This window comes from Lysobacter sp. (assembly GCA_013141175.1).
In the GTDB taxonomy this organism is placed as follows: Bacteria; Pseudomonadota; Gammaproteobacteria; order Xanthomonadales; family Xanthomonadaceae; genus Lysobacter_I.
The window spans coordinates 2,676,075-2,697,751 of sequence record JABFRN010000001.1 but is presented as its reverse complement, the minus strand read 5'-3'; the positions used below and the strand labels follow the sequence as shown (position 1 = coordinate 2,697,751).

General features: G+C 65.0%; 18 protein-coding genes. 11 read left to right on the top strand and 7 right to left on the bottom strand.

The window, feature by feature from the left end; all coding sequences use genetic code 11:
- Position 1: 1 nt before the first annotated feature.
- From HOP03_11815 to HOP03_11790, 6 genes are all read right to left on the bottom strand, one after another.
- The gene (locus tag HOP03_11815) at positions 2-775 is read right to left on the bottom strand and encodes a hypothetical protein (GenBank protein ID NOT88856.1); all 774 of its coding nucleotides are present in this window, start codon (positions 773-775) and stop codon (positions 2-4) included.
- A gap of 468 nt (positions 776-1,243) precedes the next feature.
- Positions 1,244-2,881 (bottom strand): hypothetical protein, encoded by a 1,638-nt coding sequence (locus HOP03_11810; protein ID NOT88855.1) that lies wholly within the window; start codon positions 2,879-2,881, stop codon positions 1,244-1,246.
- An 83-nt stretch (positions 2,882-2,964) separates the two neighbouring features.
- Positions 2,965-3,315 carry a hypothetical protein gene (locus HOP03_11805; GenBank protein ID NOT88854.1) on the bottom strand — a complete coding sequence of 117 codons (351 nt, stop codon included), beginning with the start codon at positions 3,313-3,315 and terminating at the stop codon, positions 2,965-2,967.
- A 368-nt stretch (positions 3,316-3,683) separates the two neighbouring features.
- Positions 3,684-3,878 (bottom strand): hypothetical protein, encoded by a 195-nt coding sequence (locus tag HOP03_11800; GenBank protein NOT88853.1) that lies wholly within the window; start codon positions 3,876-3,878, stop codon positions 3,684-3,686.
- Positions 3,875-4,384, bottom strand: a complete 510-nt coding sequence (locus HOP03_11795; protein ID NOT88852.1) for a hypothetical protein — start codon at positions 4,382-4,384, stop codon at positions 3,875-3,877. The genes HOP03_11800 and HOP03_11795 overlap by 4 nt, the downstream gene beginning before the upstream one ends.
- A gap of 27 nt (positions 4,385-4,411) precedes the next feature.
- Positions 4,412-8,023 (bottom strand): methylmalonyl-CoA mutase family protein, encoded by a 3,612-nt coding sequence (locus HOP03_11790; protein ID NOT88851.1) that lies wholly within the window; start codon positions 8,021-8,023, stop codon positions 4,412-4,414.
- A gap of 157 nt (positions 8,024-8,180) precedes the next feature.
- On the opposite strand from HOP03_11790, the gene HOP03_11785 reads away from it, so the two are divergent.
- From HOP03_11785 to HOP03_11740, 10 genes are all read left to right on the top strand, one after another.
- Positions 8,181-9,734: a phospholipase D family protein gene (locus HOP03_11785; GenBank protein NOT88850.1), complete on the top strand. Its 1,554-nt coding sequence runs from the start codon at positions 8,181-8,183 to the stop codon at positions 9,732-9,734.
- Positions 9,735-10,399: 665 nt separating this feature from the next.
- On the top strand, positions 10,400-10,996 hold the full coding sequence (locus HOP03_11780; protein ID NOT88849.1) for a 2OG-Fe(II) oxygenase superfamily protein: 597 nt from the start codon (positions 10,400-10,402) through the stop codon (positions 10,994-10,996).
- 177 nt (positions 10,997-11,173) lie between these two features.
- Positions 11,174-12,274 (top strand): Glu/Leu/Phe/Val dehydrogenase, encoded by a 1,101-nt coding sequence (locus HOP03_11775; protein ID NOT88848.1) that lies wholly within the window; start codon positions 11,174-11,176, stop codon positions 12,272-12,274.
- Positions 12,275-12,423: 149 nt separating this feature from the next.
- Positions 12,424-13,581, top strand: coding sequence for an isovaleryl-CoA dehydrogenase (locus HOP03_11770; GenBank protein NOT88847.1), 1,158 nt, complete (start codon positions 12,424-12,426; stop codon positions 13,579-13,581).
- A 130-nt stretch (positions 13,582-13,711) separates the two neighbouring features.
- Complete coding sequence (locus tag HOP03_11765) at positions 13,712-14,710, top strand: 3-oxoacyl-ACP synthase (GenBank protein NOT88846.1); 999 nt, start codon at positions 13,712-13,714, stop codon at positions 14,708-14,710.
- Positions 14,711-14,712: 2 nt separating this feature from the next.
- The gene (locus HOP03_11760; GenBank protein ID NOT88845.1) at positions 14,713-15,588 is read left to right on the top strand and encodes an MBL fold metallo-hydrolase; all 876 of its coding nucleotides are present in this window, start codon (positions 14,713-14,715) and stop codon (positions 15,586-15,588) included.
- Positions 15,585-16,538 (top strand): NAD-dependent epimerase/dehydratase family protein, encoded by a 954-nt coding sequence (locus HOP03_11755; GenBank protein ID NOT88844.1) that lies wholly within the window; start codon positions 15,585-15,587, stop codon positions 16,536-16,538. Before HOP03_11760 ends, HOP03_11755 begins: the two co-directional genes overlap by 4 nt.
- Complete coding sequence (locus HOP03_11750; protein ID NOT88843.1) at positions 16,535-17,746, top strand: glycosyltransferase; 1,212 nt, start codon at positions 16,535-16,537, stop codon at positions 17,744-17,746. The genes HOP03_11755 and HOP03_11750 overlap by 4 nt, the downstream gene beginning before the upstream one ends.
- On the top strand, positions 17,743-18,372 hold the full coding sequence (locus tag HOP03_11745) for a hypothetical protein (GenBank protein ID NOT88842.1): 630 nt from the start codon (positions 17,743-17,745) through the stop codon (positions 18,370-18,372). The genes HOP03_11750 and HOP03_11745 overlap by 4 nt, the downstream gene beginning before the upstream one ends.
- Positions 18,369-19,610 (top strand): glycosyl transferase, encoded by a 1,242-nt coding sequence (locus HOP03_11740; protein NOT88841.1) that lies wholly within the window; start codon positions 18,369-18,371, stop codon positions 19,608-19,610. Before HOP03_11745 ends, HOP03_11740 begins: the two co-directional genes overlap by 4 nt.
- Before the next feature lie 3 nt (positions 19,611-19,613).
- Here the strand turns inward: HOP03_11740 and HOP03_11735 are convergent, their stop codons facing one another.
- Entirely contained in the window at positions 19,614-20,525 is a 912-nt protein-coding gene (locus HOP03_11735; protein ID NOT88840.1) for a hypothetical protein, read from the bottom strand.
- On the opposite strand from HOP03_11735, the gene HOP03_11730 reads away from it, so the two are divergent.
- Positions 20,481-21,677 carry a sensor histidine kinase gene (locus tag HOP03_11730; protein NOT88839.1) on the top strand — a complete coding sequence of 399 codons (1,197 nt, stop codon included), beginning with the start codon at positions 20,481-20,483 and terminating at the stop codon, positions 21,675-21,677. The genes HOP03_11735 and HOP03_11730 overlap by 45 nt on opposite strands.

Below are 21,677 nucleotides of genomic sequence, written 5' to 3'. Positions count from 1 at the left end.
TCTAAGTACTCAGCCTTGTTAAAACATCTTCGACGGAAGAAACGGAAAAATTGGGCAGCCCGATATCAGAAAAAACCTGCCCAAGCATCTGCGTCAAACGATATCTAAACGGAGAATTTAGCTGTGCAACGCGCAACCCCGTCCGTGATGCGGACTCAGAAGTGCGAAGCGCGATAGATGACACTTGCTCTTGCCACATTGGCCTCAACCATGCAATTTGAGCGTCAGTCATAGTGAGCGGCGGCCTTGAAAGCAATAACAGATCTCCACGCGTCTTTATCTGATTACGGAGCCGGTCAATTACTTTTGGCCAATCCACACCCGCCGCGTCCAAAATAGACCTGAGCCGTGAAACCGTCATCTCAAAGGGCGCATGAACAATAATTTTTGCCGCAAGCTTCGCGTTTTCATCCGCAATATCATTTGCCATCAACCTAAGCCTGACCTTGGGCAAAAACTGACCATCAGTTGGCGAAACATCAATGCCCAGAGAAATCCTACAAAAATCCTTGAGCTTCGACGAATAGTGCTCGAAAGCATCAAAGGAAAGGCACTGACAAATCACATCCTCAACAGACAGAAGCGGCACCAAAGTCACCAGGCGAGAATGCTTCCGCTTATCGAGATCACAATCTGCCGTGACAACTATTCCGTAGCGATCAATTACACCTTCTTTTGAAAATTTTATCAGATCACCCTGCTGTAGGATGTCGCTGGGCGCTACGCCGGTATACATATTCCAAACAGGGTCATCTAGAGCCTCCATTGAGAACATATCTCACATGCTCCTTTTCTTGCACATGTAGCACAACAACTCATCAAAATATCAGGCATTGAGGACTAGATTCTCTTCCAACTCGCAAAAAACCAGGGGCACAGTGTAGTTTCCCACCCGAGGCGGCTTTCCGAAGGCCCACAACGTCTGATAGTTCAGTCGCGACTTCCGTCGCTCCTACAAAAGCATCGCAATGCTGCCGACGGCGCACATCCTCGAAGGCATAACGCAACAGATCATTCACGACATGCCTCGCGTGTGTCCGGCCTTGTCCGCAATCTGGCGCATGCCCTCGCTATCGTCAAGCTGTCAGGTGAAGCAGCACGTAGGCTGGGTCAGCGACCCGGCACCGAAAACAGGGCCAGAGTACATTTTCAACAACTTAGTCGCGGCAAGCGCAGCGCTTGAACACTTGACCCATTGTGCTGCACTGATCGTAGTCGGCCCCAATCGAACATCCCAAACATCCTACAACCCCCGCGCCCCCATCACCGGCCCACCCTGCCCCTGCTGTGGCTCCATCTGCTGTACGGGCTGCACAATGGCATGTTGCTGCGTCAGCGCTTCCACCTGCTGCAAACTCTCCCGCGCAGGCGTATTCGCAGCTTCGTCCAATCGCACATTGGCATGGAAATTCGGTTCGTTGCCCTGCCCATTCGGAAAATACGTGGCGAACAGCCGGTCGCCGTAGATGCCGACGTCCTGCGCCTGCTGCACCACGCCGTCGCGGCGCTTGAACTCCGCCAGCCCGGCGGCGGCGATGTTCTCGCGCTGTTCCTGCGTGTAAGCACCCGACTGCGCTTCCGTGGCGGTGAACATCCGGTCGTAGACGGCACGGTCCTGAGGCGTGAGTCGATCAAGCGCGCCGTTGCCCTGCTGCGGTTCGTTCTGCGTCCGCACGGGCGGATCCTCAAGACGCAGGCGCAGATCGCCGCGCGCGTACTGCTCGACCTGCATCGACTCCCCCGCGCGATTGCTGACGGTCAGCGTGGTGCCGGCGAGGGCGTAGGTGTATTCGCCATCCGCACTCCGGTAGGTGTTGGGCGGATCGCCCTCGGCACGCGCGCCGCCGGTGAGCGCGCGCCCGCCCCAGCGCAGTTCGCCGTGGCCGTCGCTGTCCATGACCGTATCGTTCCTGCCGACGAGATAGGTGTCCTGTCCGATGCCGCCCTGCATGCGATCGGGACGGGCTTCGCCAACCAGGATGCCGTCGAGGGATTGCCCTCTGGGCGCCGGTCCGATATTGATCTCGCCCAATGCGCCGGAACTCGCCATCTGATCGAGGCGCACGATGGTGGTGGGGCTGGCGGTGTCTCCCCGCTCCGAGGCGCCATCCTGCTGATTGTGCGCATAGGGATTTCGCAACGTGACCCAGGTATGGCCGTCGCGCTGCTGGATGTCGGTGACGGTGTAGGCATGACTCTCCATCAGACCGTCGTTCACTTCCTTGCCCATGGTGGCCAACGACACCGGGCGGTTGTTGTCCAGCGCGACGCGCATCCCGGTATAGGCATCCTCCTCGCTGACAAAAGTACCCCTGCTGGGAACCCTGTAAGGCGGCGGCTCTTCGGTTGCCCCGTGCGTGGACGTTGACGTTGGGCGCTCGCCGATGCGCAGATTCTGTCCGGCGTCTCCTGTCAGCGCGAACATGCCGTCGCTGAGCGAACCGCCGCCGCTCTGTCTGGCGACGACCCTGTATGCCTCGCCGCGATCGTCGTTTTCCGGGTGCGGGTCATGCATCTTCGCGAAGGCCGCCTCCATCACCGCAGGCCAGATCGGACCGCCATCGTGATTGTCCGCCGTGCTGCCGCCATGCCTACGGATGTTGTAATCCACATCGGCCTGACTCACCTCGATTTGCTGCACTCCGCGAGTCGGGTGGTGCATGGTCACTGAAAACACGCCGGCATTGGGAGTGTTCGGATCGGGCTGATAGCGGATCGCATCGTGGATGCGATCGGGTTGCTGGGAGACAAGCGCTCCCATCGGCGCCAGCAGATAACAATCGTAATAGCTGTCTTGCCGGATGTCCGCAGGCTGTGGCTGGCCACCGGGCCCGTACAGTCGCGCATCGGTGTATTGCCTCTCGCGGTCCTGATCGCTCATCGCTCAATCCTTGTCCAATAGTTCAGACATCTCTCCCCAGGAACGCTGCCGCGTTGCGGGTTCCAGAGCCTCCTGTTGCGCCATCACTTCATCGATTTCTTCAGCTCGAAACGGCCGATCAGATAGCGGTCGCCAGCGCCGGAAACCGGCTGGTCGGTCATCGCGACCGCGAAATAGTGCGTCTTTCCTGCGATCACCACTTTCCACAACGCGACCTGGTCGAAACCCGGCTCGCTCCAGTCCTGATCGACCAGCACGCCGCCCCAATTGTTCTGGATGAGACTGCCATGACTCTTGCCCAGCGCCGACCAGGAATGCCTGTGCGGCTGATTCCAGAAGAACCGCTGGTCGACCACTTCGTATTCCCGATGCAGATAGGTCTCCAGCAAGTGGGCCAAGGCCGCTTCTGCGTACGCCTGATCTTGTTTGCTCAATACCTGATTGGTGCGAGGGAGCTCCGGCCATATCTGGTCAAGCAAAGCGTCAGCGGGTGGACCACGCTCGGCTGCGGGCAACGCGCGGCAACCGGCCAGTGCACAAGCCAGCAGCAGCATCGCAAGCGCATGTCGCCACAGGTTGGGGCATTGCGACTTCTGATCGCTGCATCCGTACCGCCACGCATCCGTGTGTTGCCGCTGGTGATCGCTCATCCATCCATCCTCGGAAATCGTGCATCGCTGCTGTTACCACACCCCCGCGCGCAGGGGAGGGAGTAAACGTCACTTATTCCTGCAATACTCCCCACCCACGTCATACAGCGCATGGCTGATCTGACCGAGCGAGTAGGTCTTCATGGTTTTCATCAGGGCGCAGAATCTGTTTCGTCAATGACAGATCTCTCAAGACGATCCGCATGCCGATCCCGCGCACCAAAGCGTACGACCAGCGCGACCATTTCCTCGAACCACGCCACTTTGGCGGACGTACTCAATGCGACACCGTCGCGGAGCTGTTGGCGACGAGCATCGTCGAAGGTGTAGCGGAGCGGGTCATTCATGACGCGTCTCGCGATGGTTCGGCTTCGCCTGCAATCTGGCGCAGGGCATCGATGTCGTCAAGGTCCTGGCGACGACCGGCGGCTTGCTTCATCGCGATGATGTGGGCGATGGAGGCCACACGGATCGGTACGCCGTCCAGGTCTTTGACGATCGAGTTTTCAAGAAGGGAAGCGAAGTCCATCGGCTCATGAACGAAGACATCCACCGATCGCTCGGGATTCGTGGGGTCCCACAGCGGAAAGACCTGCATATTGCGATGTCTGAACCAGTCTTCGCGCTTGGCCGGGTCGGTGAAATCCTGAAACGTCACCGGCAGTCGTGGGCGTAGGCCGATAGCGGACAATGCATCGCAGGCTTTGGCGACATTGTCGGGCGCAAAACCGATAACGAGATCGAGATCGCGCGTTGCACGCAGGTGGCCGTGCAGGATGACCGCAAACCCGCCGACGACGACGTAGTCCGCGTCGGCAAGCGCTTGGAAAATTTCGCGCAGATTGAAGGCCATATCCTGGTGACTCTCGGTCGTATCGCTTCACATGTTCCTACGATACTCCCCACCCACGTCATACAGCGCATGGCTGATCTGCCCGAGCGAGTGGGTCTTCACCGCTTCCATCAACGAGGTGAAGACGTTCTGGCGGTCGCGGGCGGTTTTCTGGAGGATCTTCAGCGGTTCACCCCCACCCCAGCCCTCCCCCGCATGCGGGGGAGGGAGCAGAGCGGCGTTGCGGAGGCGCTGATAGTTGGCGACGTTGTCGATCTGCTGGCCCTTCTCCCCCTCGGTCGAGCGGATGAGTTCGATCTCGGTGACGATATCCCCGCCATGGTCCTTCGGCAGGAAGGTGTTCACGCCGATCAGCGGCAGGCTGCCGTCGTGTTTCTTGTGTTCGTAGGTCATCGACTCGTCCTGGATCTTGCCGCGCTGGTACATGGTGTCCATGGCGCCGAGCACGCCGCCGCGCTCGCTGATGGCTTCGAATTCCTTGTAGACGGCTTCTTCGACGATGTCGGTGAGCTTGTCGACGATGAAGCTGCCCTGCCAGGGGTTCTCGCAGAAATTGAGGCCGAGTTCCTTGTTGATGATCATCTGGATGGCGACGGCGCGGCGGACGCTTTCTTCGGTGGGCGTGGTGATGGCTTCGTCGTAGGCGTTGGTGTGCAGGCTGTTGCAGTTGTCGAACAGCGCGTACAGGGCCTGCAGCGTGGTGCGGATATCGTTGAACTGGATTTCCTGCGCGTGCAGCGAACGGCCGCTGGTCTGGATGTGGTACTTCATCATCTGGCTGCGGGCGTCGGCGCCGTAGCGTTCGCGCATGGCACGCGCCCAGATGCGGCGGGCGACGCGGCCGATGACGGTGTATTCCGGGTCCATGCCGTTGCTGAAGAAGAACGACAGGTTGGGCGCGAAGTCGTCGATCCTCATGCCGCGCGCGAGGTAATACTCGACGATGGTGAAGCCGTTCGACAGCGTGAAGGCGAGCTGCGAGATCGGGTTCGCGCCGGCTTCGGCGATGTGATAACCGCTGATCGACACCGAGTAGAAGTTGCGGACGTTCCTGTCGACGAAATACTGCTGGATGTCGCCCATCATCCGCATCGCGAATTCGGTGCTGAAGATGCAGGTGTTCTGGGCCTGGTCTTCCTTGAGGATGTCGGCCTGCACGGTGCCGCGCACGCTGGCGAGGGTCTGCGCCTTGATCTTCGCGTAGGTGTCGGCATCGACCACCTGATCGCCGGTCACGCCGAGCAGACCCAGACCGAGGCCGTCGTTGGTCTCGGGCAGCAGGCCGCTGTATTCGGGGCGGCGCCTGCCTTCGAACAGCTTTTCGATGGTGGCGTGCGCCGCATCCCAGCGTGCGTTGTCGGCGCGCAGGTATTTCTCGACCTGCTGGTCGATCGCGGTGTTCATGAACATCGCGAGGATGATCGGCGCGGGACCGTTGATGGTCATCGACACCGAGGTGCTGGGCGCGCAGAGGTCGAAGCCGGAGTACAGCTTCTTCATGTCGTCCAGCGTGGCGATGTTGACGCCGGAGTTGCCGATCTTGCCGTAGATGTCGGGACGGATCGCCGGGTCTTCGCCGTACAGGGTGACGCTGTCGAACGCGGTCGACAGGCGCGCGGCCGGCTGGCCGACGCTGAGGTAGTGGAAGCGGCGGTTGGTGCGCTCCGGCGTGCCCTCGCCCGCAAACATGCGGATGGGGTCTTCGCCGGTGCGCCGGTACGGATACACGCCGCCGGTGTAGGGGTAATAGCCGGGCAGGTTTTCCTTCTGCAGGAAGGTCAGCAGTTCGCCCCAGCTTTTGTAGGTGGGCGCGGCGATCTTCGGGATCTTCTGGTACGACAGCGACTCGCGGTAGTTTTCGACGCGGATGGTCTTGTCGCGGACCTGGTACTCGGTCACCTCATCGACGATCGATTTCAGGCGCGCAGGCCATTCGCGCAGCAACTTGAGGGCTTCGGAGTCGAGCGATTGGACTGCGTCGTTGTAGCGTTGGCGGAGGGTGATGAGGGTGCGGTCGATGCCGTGAGCCCCTCTCCCATCGGGAGAGGGGTTGGGGAGAGGGTTCGGGCCACGAGAGACGTCACTGGTCGCCGTACCCTCTCCCTCGGTCCCTCTCCCGGGGGGAGAGGGAAGCAAAGCGTCGCTCACGTACAGCTCCAGCGCCTTCGGCAACGCCGCATCGCCCAGATCATGCAGCGACTGCCAATACGACTGCGCGCGATCGGCGGTGTCGGCCTGCGATTCGATGCGGCGGTTGATGCCGCGACCCTGCTCGGCGATCTCGGCGAGATAGCGCACGCGGTTGCCGGGGATCAGTACGGTGGCGCGCGGTTCCTTCAACGAGGTGTCGATGGCCGGCGACCATTTCTCCGCCGGCAGCGACAGTTTTTCGCGCATCAACCGGCACAGGTTCGCGAACATCCAGCTGATGCCGGGGTCGTTGAACTGCGAAGCGATGGTGGAATACACCGGCACATCCGCGTCGGCGGTCTGGAACGCGACGCGGTTGCGCTTCCACTGTTTGCGCACGTCGCGCAGCGCGTCTTCCGCGCCGCGCTTGTCGAATTTGTTCAGCACGACCAGCTCGGCGTAATCGAGCATGTCGATCTTTTCCAGCTGGCTGGGCGCGCCGAAGTCGCTGGTCATGACGTACATCGGGAAATCGACGAGATCGACGATCTCCGAATCGCTCTGGCCGATACCGGCGGTTTCGACGATGACCAGATCGTAGCCCAGCGACTTCAGGAAGCTGATGCAGTCCTTCAGTACGATGTTGGTGGCCGCGTGCTGGCGGCGGGTCGCCATCGAGCGCATGAATACGCGCATGGAGCGCAGCGAGTTCATGCGGATGCGGTCGCCGAGCAGCGCGCCGCCGGTGCGGCGACGGGTGGGGTCGACCGAGATCACCGCGATGCGCATCTCCGGGAAATTGGCGAGGAAGCGGTTGAGCAGTTCGTCGGTGACCGACGACTTGCCGGCGCCGCCGGTGCCGGTGATGCCGACCACCGGCGTCTTGCCGCCGGCCAGTTGCCATTCCTTGCGCAGGTGCGCGAGTTCGGATTCGTCGATCGCGCCCTCTTCGATCGCGCTGAGCATATGGCCGATGGTGATTTCATCCCGCCCGTTGCCGTTGGCGATATCGACGCGATGCGGCGTTTCCACCGGCTGGCGCGCGGCGCCGGCGCGACGCACCACGTCCTCGATCATCGCGACCAGGCCCATGTGCATGCCATCGTTCGGGTGGTAGATGCGTTCGACGCCGTAATCCTGCAATTCGCGGATCTCTTCCGGGGTGATGGTGCCGCCGCCGCCGCCGAAGACCCTGATATGCGAAGCGCCACGTTCCTTCAGCATGTCGACCATGTACTTGAAGTATTCGACGTGCCCGCCCTGGTAGCTGGACAGCGCGATGGCGTCGGCGTCTTCCTGCAGCGCGGCGCGGACCACGTCCTCGACGCTGCGGTTGTGGCCGAGGTGGATGACTTCCGCGCCCTGCGCCTGGATCAGCCGGCGCATGATGTTGATGGCGGCGTCGTGGCCGTCGAACAGACTGGCGGCGGTCACGAACCGCAGCGGCGAGGTCTCGCTCTGCACCGAAGGCGTGGTCTTGTTGAGAGCGGGTGCGGCTGGCGTGCTCATGGCGCGCTCCGTGCTGGAAAAGGCTGGTGCGTATTGTAAGCGTGCGGCGCTCCGGCAGCGACCGCCCGCCTCCGCGTCCTTGCTCGCCGGCCTGTACCGCGTGGATACTGCTGCGGATGGGGAGACTGCTCCCACGGGGAAGCGTTCGATGCGTTCGATGACACGGTTCTGGCGGGTCGCGCGATGGGGGACGTTTTCGCTGGCCGCCCTGATCGGCAGCGGCCTGCTGCTGGCCAACCACTTCACCCCGCCGGCCAACGGCGACAAGAGCCACGCGATGGCGGTGCAGGCCGACGCGACCGAACTGGATCGCGAACTCGCCCCGCTGCTGGCCGAACACCCGGGCAAGACCGGGGCGCTGCTGGTCAACGACGGCGTTGACGCCTTCGCCGCGCGCGCGCTGTCGGCGCAGAAAGCCGGGCGCAGTCTCGATCTGCAGTACTACATCTGGCACGACGATCTCACCGGGCGCCTGCTCGGCCGCGAAGCCTGGCGGGCCGCCGAGCGCGGCGTGCGCGTGCGCATGCTGCTGGACGACATGAATGCGGAGGGCATGGACTCGAAGCTGCTGCTGCTGGACAGCCATCCGAACATCGAGCTGCGCCTGTACAACCCGTTCCGCAACCGCACCGGCCCGGCCCGGATCGTCGAACTGATCCAGCGCATCTTCAGCGTCAACCATCGCATGCACAACAAGGCGTGGATCGCCGATGGCCGCGTGGCGGTGGTGGGCGGACGCAATATCGGCGTGGAGTATTTCGGCGCCGGCGGCGAAGTGAATTTCCGCGATCTGGACGTGGTGCTGTTCGGCCCGGCGGTGGCCGAAACCAGCGCGATGTTCGACCGTTACTGGAACAGCGCCGCCGCGGTGCCGCTGGCCGGGCTGAGCCGCGCGCCGGAAGGCGCCTTCGACGATATCGCCGAGGCGATCAGGACCGAAGCCGAAAGCGCCGAAGCGCAGCGCTATCTGCAGCGGGTCACCGCTTCGCCCAGGGTGCAGGACTACGCCGGCAAGCGGCTCGAACCGTTCTGGAGCGACCGTATCCATCTGGTCGCCGATCCGCCGCTGAAATGGGAAGCGGACAGCCGCGACGAATGGCTGGTGCACCGGATCGAACGCGACCTGTCGGCGGCGAACGCCAAGGTGCTGCTGATCTCGCCGTATTTCGTGCCCGGACCCGATGTCACCGGCGCCATGACCGGCCTGGCCCGTAAAGGCGTGACGGTGGGCGTCGTCACCAACTCGCTGGCGGCGAACGATGTCGCCGCCGTCTACGGCGCGTACAAGCCCTATCGCGATGCCCTGATCGGCGGCGGCGTACATGTCTACGAGCTGCGCGCGCAGGGGCACCCCGACAGCAGTCTGTTCGGCAGCAGCGGCGCCAGCCTGCACACCAAGGCCTACAGCGTGGACGACGCGCGCGGCTTCATCGGTTCGTTCAATCTCGACGCGCGCTCGGCCTATCTCAACACCGAGATGGGCGTGATGTTCGACGACGCCGATCTGGCCAAAGCCGTGCGCGACGAATACCTGCGTCTGTCCGGACCCGAGCTGAGCTATTGGATGCATCTGGACAAGAATGGCAACCCGCGCTGGTTGGATCGCGCCGCGAAACCGCCGTCCATGGCATCGACGGAGCCCGACACCGACACCTGGCAGCGCATCAGCGCGACCGCGATCTCGTGGATGCCCGTGGAGTCCCAGTTGTGAATGCGCCCATGCCGCTCGCCGGGTTGCAGGCCGCCGCCGAAGCCGGTTCGGCCGAACACGCCTTCGCGCTGGCGCGCGCGCTGGCCGATGCGCAGCGCATGGATGACGCGCAGCACTGGCATCTGCGCGCTGCGGAGGCCGGGCATGTCGAGGCGCAGGTGGAGTACGCGCGGATGCGGCTGTACGGCATCACCGGTGCGCCCGCGCCGCAGACCGCGACACAGTGGCTGCTGCGTGCGGAACAGGCCGGGCATCCGCTGGCCAGCGATCTGCTGGTGCAGATCGCGCTGGGCGGCATGGTGCTGCCTCGCGATGGGCACATCAACGAGCGCCTGCATCGCGCGGTGCAGGCGAATTTTCCGCCGGCCCTGCTCACCGCCGCGATCCATTTCGGGCGCAAGCCGCATCCGGACGACCAGTCGCTGTGCCTGCAGTTGCTGGAACGCGCCGCAGGCCGTGGCAGCGCGATCGCCGCGATGCTGCTGGCGGAGCGTCTGGCGCATGGCGAGGGCTGCGACGCGCAGCCCGACGTCGCCGAAGACCTATGGGCGCAACTCACCGCGAACGGCGCAGTGCGGCTGCCCGACTTCACGCTGCCGCCGCCGGTGGATGACGAGACCGTGCCGCGACGGCTGTCGATCGAAGACGTATTGTCGCCACCCGCGATGCGGCCACTGAGTGCGCAGCCGCGCATCTCGGTGATCGACCGTTTCTTCTCGGTCGACGAATGCCGGCTGCTGATCGCCTGCGCGCAGCCGCATCTGCACGATTCGCAGACCGCAGATCCGGTCACCGGCGTGCCCCACACCCTGCAGGTGCGCACCAGCAGCGAAGCGAGCTTCGACCCGCTGCTGGAGAACAGCGCGCTGCGCGTGGCGCAGTTGCGCATGGCCGTCGCTGCGGGCATCGATCTGCCCAATGCCGAGCAGTTGACCGTGCTGCGCTATCTGCCGGGCCAGCAGTATCGACCGCATCGCGACTATCTGCCGCCGGGCACCTTGCAGATGGACCGCCCGCATGCCGGCAACCGCATCCGTACCGTCTGCGTTTATCTGAATGCGGTGGACGCGGGCGGCGCGACCGAATTCCCGGCGCCTGGAGTGCGCGTGGAACCGCTTCCAGGGCGAGCCGTGATCTTCGACAACCTCATGCCGGACGGCAGTCTGGATCCGGACTCGCTGCATGCGGGTACACCGGTCGAAACGGGCACGAAATGGCTGGCGACGCTGTGGATCCGCCAGGGGCGGTACCGCAGCTTCTGAAGGCATGGCGAGCGCTGTCATTCCAAGGCCAGACCCGCTGCATACGATTCCATTAGACTACGGCGCCTGCGGCCTGCATCGGCCGCCACACCAAGCCGCTGATTCAAACAGATTCAACGACTTGCCACATACTCTGACGTACTGGAAATATCAGGCGTCGGCGCACGGGAGCTTCCGATGATCTTTGAACACATCGAAAACCACGGCCACGAGCAGGTCGTGTTCTGCCACAACAAGGACGCGGGCCTGAAAGCCATCGTCGCGATCCACAATACCGTGCTCGGCCCCGCGCTGGGCGGTCTGCGGATGTGGCCGTACAAGACCGAGCAGGACGCGCTGAACGATGTGCTCCGACTCTCGCGCGGCATGACCTACAAGAACGCGGTGGCCGGTCTGAACATCGGCGGCGGCAAAGCGGTGATCATCGGCGACCCGTCGAAGGACAAGTCCGAAGCGTTGTTCCGCGCATTCGGCAAATTCGTCGATACGCTGGGCGGGCGCTACATCACCGCCGAAGACGTCGGCATCGACGTCAACGACATGGAATACGTCTACCGCGAAACCGAATACGTGACCGGCGTGCACCAGGTGCATGGCGGCTCCGGCGACCCCTCGCCGTTCACCGCATACGGCACGCTGCAGGGCCTGATGGCCACGCTCAACAAGAAATACGGCGACGAGGAAGTCGGCCGCCACAGCTACGCCGTGCAGGGCCTCGGCCACGTCGGCATGGAGTTCGTGAAACTGTTGAAGGAACGCGGCGCGAAGATCTTCGTCACCGACATCAACAAGGAGCTGATCGAACGCGCGGTCGAGGAATACGGCGCCGAAGCGGTCGCGCCCGACGAAATCTACGACGTGCCGGCCGATGTCTATTCGCCGTGCGCGCTCGGCGGCACCATCAACGAACACACGTTGCCGCGACTGAAAGCCAAGATCATCTGCGGCGCGGCCAACAACCAGCTGGCCAACAATGCGATCGGCGACGAAGTCATGAAGCGCGGCATCGTCTACGCACCGGATTACGCGGTCAATGCCGGTGGCGTGATGAACGTCTCGCTGGAAATCGACGGCTACAACCGCGAGCGCGCGATGCGGATGATGCGCACGATCTACCACAACCTCGCGCGCATCTACGAAATTTCCGATCGCGACAGCATCCCGACCTATCTCGCCGCCGACCGCCTGGCCGAAGAGCGCATCGCCGCGATCGGCAAACTCAAGCTGCCGATGGGCCGTACCGCGCCGCGATTCCTCGGCCGCATGCGCGGGCATTGATCCAGGCTCCATCTGGATCAACCCAGGTTTGTTGCACAAACCCGGGCCCCGCCATGTTCTTCCACGTCCCCGCCGCTGCCGCGGCGCCCCCTTGACTCAAGGGGGCTTCGGCTCCGTCGAGTTCTTCGATATATCCAAAGGATCTGAACATGCGCCCATTCCCGCTCGGTGAAGAGATCGATGCCCTCCGCGACGCAGTGCGCCGTTTCGCGGACGCCGAAATCGCGCCGCGCGCGGCGAGGATCGACGAAGAGAACATCTTTCCGCAGGACCTGTGGCCGAAACTCGGCGAAATGGGCCTGCTCGGCATGACCGTCGCCGGCGAGTACGGCGGCAGCGACATGGGGTATCTCGCGCACCTGGTGGCGATGGAGGAAATCTCGCGCGCGTCCGGCTCGGTCGGCCTGAGTTACGGCGCGCATTCCAACCTGTGCGTGAGCAACCTCTACGCGAATGCCAACGAGGCCCAACGCCAGAAATACCTGCCGAAGCTGTGCAGCGGCGAGTGGAAAGGCGCGCTGGCGATGAGCGAACCCGGCGCCGGCTCCGATGTGGTCGGCTCGATGAGCTGTCGCGCCGAACTGCATGGAGATATCTGGGTCGCGAACGGCAACAAGATGTGGATCACCAACGGCCCCGAGGCCGATGTCCTCGTGGTCTACATGCGCACCGCCGGCAAGGACGCGGGCAGCCAGTGCATGACCGCCTTCATCGTCGAAAAGGGCATGCCGGGCTTCAGCACCGCGCAGAAGCTCGACAAGCTGGGCATGCGCGGCAGCAACACCTGCGAACTGGTGTTCCAGGACTGCGCGATTCCGGCCGAAAACGTGCTCGGCCAGGTCCATCAGGGCGTGAAGGTGTTGATGAGCGGCCTGAACACCGAACGCCTGGTGCTGAGCGGCGGCCCGCTCGGCCTGATGCAGGCGGCGATGGATATCGCCCTGCCCTACGTGCGCGAGCGCAAGCAGTTCGACGTGGCGATCGGCACCTTCGGCATCATGCAGGCCAAGATCGCCGACATGTACACGGCGCTGCAGTCCTCGCGCGCGTTCGCCTATCAGGTCGCGCGCGATTACGACGCCGGCCACAAGTCGCGCATCGATGCCGCGAGCTGCCTGCTGCACGCCTCCGATTCGGCGGTGCAGGTGGCGCTGGAGGCCATCCAGACCCTCGGCGGCAACGGCTACATCAACGAATACCCGACCGGCCGCCTGCTGCGCGACGCCAAGCTCTACGCCATCGGCGCGGGTACCAACGAGATCCGGCGGATGCTGATCGGTCGCGAACTGTTCAACGGCCATCACTGAATCACGGCGTCGCGGAAGCATCGCTGGACGGTATCGCAGGCCGTCACCCGCATCGCGACCGCGCGCGACGCGCATCGATTCGCTACATTGCGGGTCGCTGGATTCCGCGCCGCCCCCGACACGAGCCGTCATGACCGCGAATCTTCCCCGCCCACTGCGCATCCTCGGCACCGGCCTGTCGACGCCAGAGGCATTGGTGGACAGTGGAATGCTCGACGCCCGCCTCGGTCTCGCGCCCGGCACAGTGCAGGCACGTACCGGTGTTGCCCGTCGCGGCGTGGAGTCGCAGCGCAATGCCGCCGAAGTCTCGGCCGAAGCCGCGCGCGCCGCGCTCTCGGCCGCAGGTGTTTCGATCGAAAGCATCGATGCCGTGATCTGCGCCAACGCCAGCCACGACCAGGCGATGCCCTGCAATGCCGCGCTGCTGCACCGCGCACTCGGTCTGCGCAAGGTGCCAGCGTTCGACATCAACGCCAGTTGCATCGGTTTCCTGATGGGGTTGGACCTTGTCGCCTCGCTGCTGCAGAGCGGGCGCTACCGCCGCGTGCTACTGGTGTCCTGCGACTTGGCCTCGCGCGCGTTGGACGAACGCGATATCGACACGTTCGGCCTGTTCGGCGACGGCGCCGCAGCGGCGGTGTTATCGGCACCGGACGACAACGGTCCCGCGCTGCTCGCGGCACGCTTCGAAACGTGGTCGGAAGCCGCGCACGCCTGCGAGATTCCCGGCGGCGGCTCGCGGCTGCCGCCCTCGCGGTACGACGGCGACTATCGCGATGTCTGCAGCTTCCGCATGGACGGCAAGCGGCTCTACCGGGTCGCGGCGGAACATTTCGACCGCTTCGTCGGCGAACTGCTGCGTGATGCCGGCGTCGAACTTTCCGCGATCCAGCGCGTGGTGCCGCATCAGGCCTCGCTGCTCGGCATGCAGCACGTATTCAAACGCATCGGCGTGCCGCGCGAACGCGTGGAGGACATCTTCGCGACGCACGGCAACCAGGTCTCGGCTTCGCTGCCGACCGCGCTGCATCACGCGCTGGCGAATCGTCGCCTCGTCGTCGGGGACACCGCGCTGCTGATCGGCACTGCGGCCGGCGTCACCCTCGGCGGCGCGGTGCTGCGCCTGTGAGCATGTCGCGGGCAGATGCGTTTCCGCGCACCGCGTTGACGATGCTCCGCGTCGGCCATTGCACGCATCCGGAATGCCTTGCATTGCGCGGCGGCGCATGGCGCACGGGCGTGTTCCCGGCGCTGGTCGGCCTGATCCGTCATCCCGATGCCGGCGCGCTGCTGTTCGACACCGGCTATTCCGAACACTTCACGCGCGCGACCGCGCGCCTGCCCGAGAAACTCTATCGCTGGACCACGCCGGTGACGTTGCCGGACGACGAATGCCTGCAGCCGCAGCTCGCGCGCCACGGCATCGCGATGCACGAGGTACGCGGTGTGTTCGCGTCGCACCTGCACGCCGACCACATCGCCGGGCTGCGCGATCTGCCGCGCGCCGCGATCTGGTGCAGCGACATCGCACTGCGCGGCGCGCGCGGCATGGGCAGGATCGCGCGATTGCGCAAGGCGACCCTGCTCGACCTGCTGCCCGACGATTTCGACAGCCGCCATCGCGGCATCGAAACATTGCCGCTGCGCGCATTGCCGCACGCATGGCGGGAATTCGGCGACGGCCGCGATCTGATCGGCGACGGCAGTCTGTTCGCCGTGCCGCTGCCCGGACATGCGCGTGGGCAATACGGCCTGCTGCTGCGACACGAGGACGATCGCGAATATCTGCTCGCAGGCGACGCCACCTGGCGCATCGATCGCGACCGCCATGCATCGGCATCGGCGTGGCCGACGCGCTTTCTCGCCGACGATTGGCGCGCGCAGTGCGATACGCTGTCGAAGCTGCAGCGCGTGCTCGACGGTATCGACGACAGCCGCCGCGTATTGCCTTCGCACTGCGCGGACAGCTATGCGCGCCTGCCGAAGGCGATGCGGGGCACGCCATGAAACTCCTGATCACCGGCGCTTCCGGCTTCATCGGCGGGCGCTTCATGCAGCGGTTTCGCGGCACGCCGGGGCTGGAGCTGCTCGGCATCGGCCGACGCGAACTGCCCGACGCCGATTATCGCGCGGTGGATCTGTCGAAACCTTTCGAACTCGACTTCTCGCCCGACGTGGTGATCCATGCCGCGGCGCTGTCGTCGCCGTTCGCGCCGCGTCGCGATTATCTGCGCCACAACGTCGACGCGACGCGCAACGTGATCGACTGGTGCCGCACGCATGGCATGCCGAAGCTTGTCTACCTCTCGTCGAGTTCCGTGCATTACCAACCGCGCGACCAGCTCGGCATGCGCGAAGACGATCCGATCGGCCCGGTGTTCGCCAACACCTACGCCGAAACCAAGGCCGCAGGCGAAACGCTGGTGCGCGGTTACGAAGGCGCCTGGACGATCCTGCGCCCGCGCGCGGTATTCGGACCCGGCGACACCGTGTTGTTCCCGCGCCTGCTCGCTGCTGCGAAACGCGGCAAACTGCCGCGGATCGTCCGCGATGCCGCGCCCGCGGTCGGCGACCTGATCAGCGTCGACGCGCTGGTCGACTACATGCTGCGCGCGGCGCAGCGGCCCGAGGCGGTGGGCGCATTCAACCTCAGTCACGGCGAACCGGTGGTGATGCAGGACTTCCTCGCCGAAACCTTCCAGCGGCTCGGACTGCCGCCGCCGACGCGCACCGTGCCGTACCGCGTCGCGCGGATGGCGGCGCACGCGGCGGAGCTGGCATGGACGCTGCTGCCGCTGCGCGGCGAACCGCCGGTGACGCGCTTCGGCATCGACGTGCTCACCTTCAGCAAGACCTTCGATATCACCAGAGCGCGCACGATTCTCGGCCCGCCTTCGCAGATGCTCGCCGAAGGTCTCGACGTGTTCATCGATTGGCAGCGCAGGCAACCGGCATGAAAATGTGGCTGGACTGGCTGCTCTGGCTGCCGATCGTGCTGTGGCCGCTGCTGGAAATGGCGCGGCAGATCGCCGCATGGCGCGCGCTGCGCGCGATGCCCTCGCCGCCCGTCAACGACGACGATGCGCGTTTCATGGGCGTCGATGTGCTGCAGCCGATCCGCAGCGGCGACCCCACGCTGGCCGAAGCGCTGGGCGCATCCCTGCGTACGCTTGGCGCGCGCGGCGCGATGCTGCACTGGCTGATCGACATCGACGATCTGGCGGCGGCACGCATCGTGCGATCCGTCGTCGACGCGCAGCCGGCGCTGCGTGCGCAGGTCGCGACCAGCGCACACCCGCCGTGTCCGCCGGGAATCAACCCGAAACTCTTCAAAATCGACCGCGCGCTTGCGCATTGCACGGGCGACGCCGTGCTGGTGCTGGACGACGATGCACGCATGCCCGCAGCGACGCTGGATGCATTGCTCGCGGCGCTGGCCGGCAGCCGCATCGATGCGCCGGTGATTTCGACCGCGCTGCCGATCTATCTCCGCAGCGAACCGTCGCTGCAACGCCTGGGCGCGCGCCTGCTGGCGCGCTTCGTCAACGACAGCGCCGCGATCACTTACCTGCCTCCACGTCTCGGCGGGCGCACGCCGACGATCAACGGCATGGCCTGGGCGATGCGTCGCGATGCGCTGGACGCGATCGGCGGCTTCGCAGCACGGCTGCGGCATCTCACCGACGACCTGGCGATGGCGCAGGCGGTGCTCGCCGCAGGCGGCCGTATCGACCAGCGCCGCGAGCCGGTATGGATGCGCACCGCGCTGCCCGATCTGCGCGCTTACGCCCGGCAGATGCACCGCTGGATGCTGTTCGCGCGATTGTTGCTGCGCAGCCAGCCGTGGCCCATGCGATTGCGGATCGCCGCCGGCCAGGGCTTGTCGGCGCTGCTGCCGACGATCGCACTGATCGCGTTCGCGATGGCGCCTTCCTGGCCGGCTGCCGCTGTCATCGCGATCGGCGCGATCGCGCATCTCTACGGGCGCCGCGCGCTGCAGCGCGCCTGCACGGGCAGTGCCGCGCGGATCGAACCTGTGGCCTCGCTGCTGGTCGCGCTGCTGCTGCCGCTGCATCTGCTGCATGCGCTGTTCGATACTCGGGTCTGTTGGCGGGAACACCACTATCGGGTCTTCGCGAATGATCGATTCGAGGAAATTCCGTGAGCGCTGCGCACATGCGCCCACGCATCGCGCTGTTCACCGGGCGCAGCGATCCGCAACGCTGTGCGCTGTCGCCGACGCAGCGCGCGATGCTCGATCAACTCGCAGCGCATGCGGAAGACCTCGCGTTCGATCCCCACAATTTTCCTTGGCCCGCCGACTCCGCGCCGTGGCAGCCTGTGTCGCTGCTGCGCGCGAGCTTCGCCAACGGCCGTCAGTATCTGGCCGCACGTCGCGGCGCATTCCAGGGATTGACATCGGCGCAGGCCGACCACGCACGCGAGCGATTATTGGCCGCACCACGCACGCTGCTGCTGGTCGGCAGCTGTGGTCTCGCATTGCTGGACGCGTTGATCGCGCCCTTCGACGACGCGCAGCGCGCGCGCCTGCGCGTGGTCGCCTACGGCGCGGTCGCGCCGCGCTGGCCGCAGCGCGATGGCCAGCCGCTCGGCGGTGTGCAACTGCGCGGTATTGGCGACCGCATCGCTGCGTGGCTGGGACCCGACGATGGCCCGCGCCCACGGATGATCGCCGCTGGCCACATGGATTATCTCGAGCACGCCCCGGCGCGCGACGCGGTGCTCGCCGCGGCGTGCGAACAGCTCGACTGGCTGCGATACGGCGCATGAGCCGGCCGCGCATCGAACTGCTGGCGCCGCCGTTCGCCGGCCATCTGCATCCGATCCTCGCCATCGGTCGCGCGCTGCGCGACATCGCCGACGTCGAAATCGTGAGCACCGAACGCGCGCAAGACCGCATCCGCGCCGCAGGATTGAGCGGCATCGCCGTCGTGCCGGGTGCGGATGCGCTGCTGCGCGAGATCGTCGATCCGCCGCACGCGATCGGCGCGCATCCGCTGCGCCTGCACGCCCAGTTCCGGCGCAGCCTCGATCTGCTCGACGCATTCGCATCCGCGCTCGATACGCGCTATGCGCATTCGCGCCCGGACCTGCTCATCGCCGACTTCACCCTGCCCGTCGCCGGTCCGGTCGCGAAACGTCACCGTATTCCGTGGTGGACCAGTCATCCATCGCCGTGCGTCATCGAAGCGCCGGGCGGGCCGCCCGCTTATCTCGGCGGCTGGATGCCCGGAACGGGCCGGTTCGGCAGGATCCGCGACGATCTCGCCGCACGCATCGTGCGCGGCTTCAAAACCAGCGTGCATCGGCTGCATCGGCGCAGACTTTCCGCACTCGGCTTTTCGTCCTTGTATCGCGACGACGGCAGCGAAGCGGCGTATTCGAACGAATGCATCCTCGGCCTGGGCCTGCGCGAACTCGAATTCGAGCGCGCATGGCCGGCCGCGTTGCGCTTTGTCGGCCCGATGCTGTGGAGCCCGCCGGATACCGGCGCGGCACTGCCGGACAGCGACGGCGGCGCGCATGTTCTCGCGACGCTCGGGACGCATCTGGGCTTCGCGAAGAACGATCTGGCCGCACGGCTCGACAGCGTGGCGCATGCTTATCCAGATATCCGATTGCATTTCAGCGACGGCCGCCTCGACGACGGCGCGGATGCCACGCATCGCGCGCTGCAGCGTCACGCCTGGGTCGACTATCCGTCGTGGGTACCGCGGATGCGCGCGGTGCTGCATCACGGCGGCGCCGGGGTGATGTGGGAATGCCTGCGCGCCGGTGTTCCCGCACTGGTGCTGCCGAGCGATTACGACCAGTTCGATCACGCTGCGCGCCTGGAAGCCGCCGGTGTCGCCGTGCGCCTGCGCCATCCGCGCGAGATCGGGCCCGCGCTGCGACGGTTGCTCGACGGCGACCACAACCTGCATGCGGATCGTTTCGTCGACGCGCTGCGCCCCGGCGTCGCCGAGGCGCAACTGGTCCAACTCGTGATGACACGACTGGGTCTGTGAACCTCAGCCGCGTGTGGCGACCGCCGCGCCGGCATGCTCTTTCGGCACATATTTACGGTCCAGCCAGAGGCCCGAAACCACCGCAACCGCCAGTGGCCCCAGCCAGGCGACCAGGCCGAAACCATCCGGCGCGTGAAGATCCAGCATGCCGATGACGCGGTTGATGCCGATGGAGAGGAACGCGATATGGGTGGCGACGCCGCAACCAACCATGGCGGCGATGTGTTCCTTCATCCACCAGCGCTGCATCGCCAAGGGGCGTGCGCGCCGGATCAGCATCTTCACCCCGATCAGCAGGCCGACGATACTGAAACCCATCAGCAATACACTGGATGTCTGCTGGCCGATGGCGAACACGGTGACCGATGCCACCAGATTCGACACCGCAACGGCGGGATAAATGCCGCTGCGCAGAGCCGTCTGGTCGCGTTTTCTGCGGATCGCGCGGCGGCCCAGCCACATCGAACTGGCGGTGATCACCACCAGATACGCGAGAAAGGTGGCCACGCCGGAATTTCCGCGCAGGGCGATCATGATCGCCATCGGGGCCGCCGTGACGATGATGCCGAGCATTGCGATCATGTAGGTTTGGCCGACGCGCACATGCAGCGGCGAACCTTTCTTCGCGAATGCGGCGAACCAGAATGCGATCAGCGCGACCAGACCGCTGAGGCCATGGACGGAAAGCAGAAGTCGGTATGCGGAATCCATGGTGTCGCTCCGTTGATGCGTGTGCGTTGACGATGGATGCAGTCTCCGCTTCGCCAGCCATGTCCGGCACCTGCCCGTGGTCACCTGCAAGGGGTGAGAAAAGTCACCTCTTGCGCGCACCGTCTTCCGTTGCCGCTGCACCGCTGCCATGCTGACGGCATGCACCACGACGACAGCCCGCTGCTCCACACCCTGCAATCGCACGATGGCTCGTTGCTGCAGCGCATCTTCACGCCATTGAACCTGGCCGCGTACGTCACCTGGATCGCGATCTGCATCGCGATCATGGACCCTGCGAAACTGCGCGCCGCCGACCCGCGCGAATGGGCGGGCATGGCCGCGCTGATCGCGATGATCGTCCTGTTCGTGATCTCGGCTTCGCGTCGATCGCAGGATGGAGCGCACTCTTCGCTCTGGAACATCATGGCCCAGGGCCTGCTGGTGGTCGCGGCCGAATGGCTGTTGCTCGGTGGCCAGACAGCAGTGCTGCTGATCATCGTCGCCGGGCAGATCGTATTGCTGCTGTCGCCGCGCATGTCCACACTGTTCATGCTTGCGCTCAACGTAGGGATCGCGGCGCTTTGGGTGTCGCGCGGCAACCCGGTCGGCGCCGTATTGCTGTCGATGCTGCCGGTGCTGGGCTTCCAGGCGTTCGCCGCGCTCACCGGCCACTACGCCAGCACACGGGAAAGTGCCCGCGAACATCTCGCGCAGGTCAATGCGGAACTGCTGGCCACGCGACGCCTGCTGGAAGAGTCCGCACGCGCGGGCGAACGGCTGAAGCTCTCGCGCGAACTGCACGATGTCGCGGGGCATACGCTGACCGCGCTCAAACTCAATCTCGCCAGACTCGCCCGCGATCCCGTACTCGCGGGCCGCGAGGAACTGCAGACATCATCGGCGCTGGCCGACGAGTTGCTGGGCCAGATCCGCCAGGTCGTCTCGACCCTGCGCGCGCACGACGGCCTCGACCTGCGCGCGGCGCTGGAAGCGCTGGCGCATCCAGTGCCCGGCGTGCGGATCGCCGTCGATATGCAGGATCAACTGCGCGTGGGCGACATCGAACAGGCCGAAGTCCTGCTGCGTTGCGCGCAGGAAGCCATCACCAACGCCCTGCGCCACGGCCGCGCCGGCGAGATCCGGCTCGGCCTGCACCGGACCGATGATGCGTTCGAGCTCTCGGTCGAGAACGATGGCATCGCACCTGCGCGCATCGAATACGGCAACGGCCTGACGGGGATGCGCGAACGTCTCGACGCGGTCGGCGGCACGCTCGAAGTCACTTCGACCCCGCCACGCGGCCTGCGATTGCTCGCGCGGATGCCTCACGGATCGCTGCCGGAACGCACCCCATGA

Bases quoted from the DNA above. Each gene is read 5' to 3' on its own strand.
- HOP03_11755 (NOT88844.1), top strand. From the start codon at position 15,585: ATGAAACTCCTGATCACCGGCGCTTCCGGCTTCATCGGCGGGCGCTTC.
- HOP03_11750 (NOT88843.1), top strand. From the start codon at position 16,535: ATGAAAATGTGGCTGGACTGGCTGCTCTGGCTGCCGATCGTGCTGTGG.
- HOP03_11800 (NOT88853.1), bottom strand. From the start codon at position 3,878: ATGAATGACCCGCTCCGCTACACCTTCGACGATGCTCGTCGCCAACAG.
- HOP03_11810 (NOT88855.1), bottom strand. From the start codon at position 2,881: ATGAGCGATCAGGACCGCGAGAGGCAATACACCGATGCGCGACTGTAC.
- HOP03_11770 (NOT88847.1), top strand. From the start codon at position 12,424: ATGCGCCCATTCCCGCTCGGTGAAGAGATCGATGCCCTCCGCGACGCA.
- HOP03_11765 (NOT88846.1), top strand. From the start codon at position 13,712: ATGACCGCGAATCTTCCCCGCCCACTGCGCATCCTCGGCACCGGCCTG.
- HOP03_11775 (NOT88848.1), top strand. From the start codon at position 11,174: ATGATCTTTGAACACATCGAAAACCACGGCCACGAGCAGGTCGTGTTC.
- HOP03_11790 (NOT88851.1), bottom strand. From the start codon at position 8,023: ATGAGCACGCCAGCCGCACCCGCTCTCAACAAGACCACGCCTTCGGTG.
- HOP03_11785 (NOT88850.1), top strand. From the start codon at position 8,181: ATGACACGGTTCTGGCGGGTCGCGCGATGGGGGACGTTTTCGCTGGCC.
- HOP03_11815 (NOT88856.1), bottom strand. From the start codon at position 775: ATGTTCTCAATGGAGGCTCTAGATGACCCTGTTTGGAATATGTATACC.
- HOP03_11740 (NOT88841.1), top strand. From the start codon at position 18,369: ATGAGCCGGCCGCGCATCGAACTGCTGGCGCCGCCGTTCGCCGGCCAT.
- HOP03_11730 (NOT88839.1), top strand. From the start codon at position 20,481: ATGCACCACGACGACAGCCCGCTGCTCCACACCCTGCAATCGCACGAT.
- HOP03_11780 (NOT88849.1), top strand. From the start codon at position 10,400: ATGCGGCCACTGAGTGCGCAGCCGCGCATCTCGGTGATCGACCGTTTC.
- HOP03_11760 (NOT88845.1), top strand. From the start codon at position 14,713: ATGTCGCGGGCAGATGCGTTTCCGCGCACCGCGTTGACGATGCTCCGC.
- HOP03_11795 (NOT88852.1), bottom strand. From the start codon at position 4,384: ATGGCCTTCAATCTGCGCGAAATTTTCCAAGCGCTTGCCGACGCGGAC.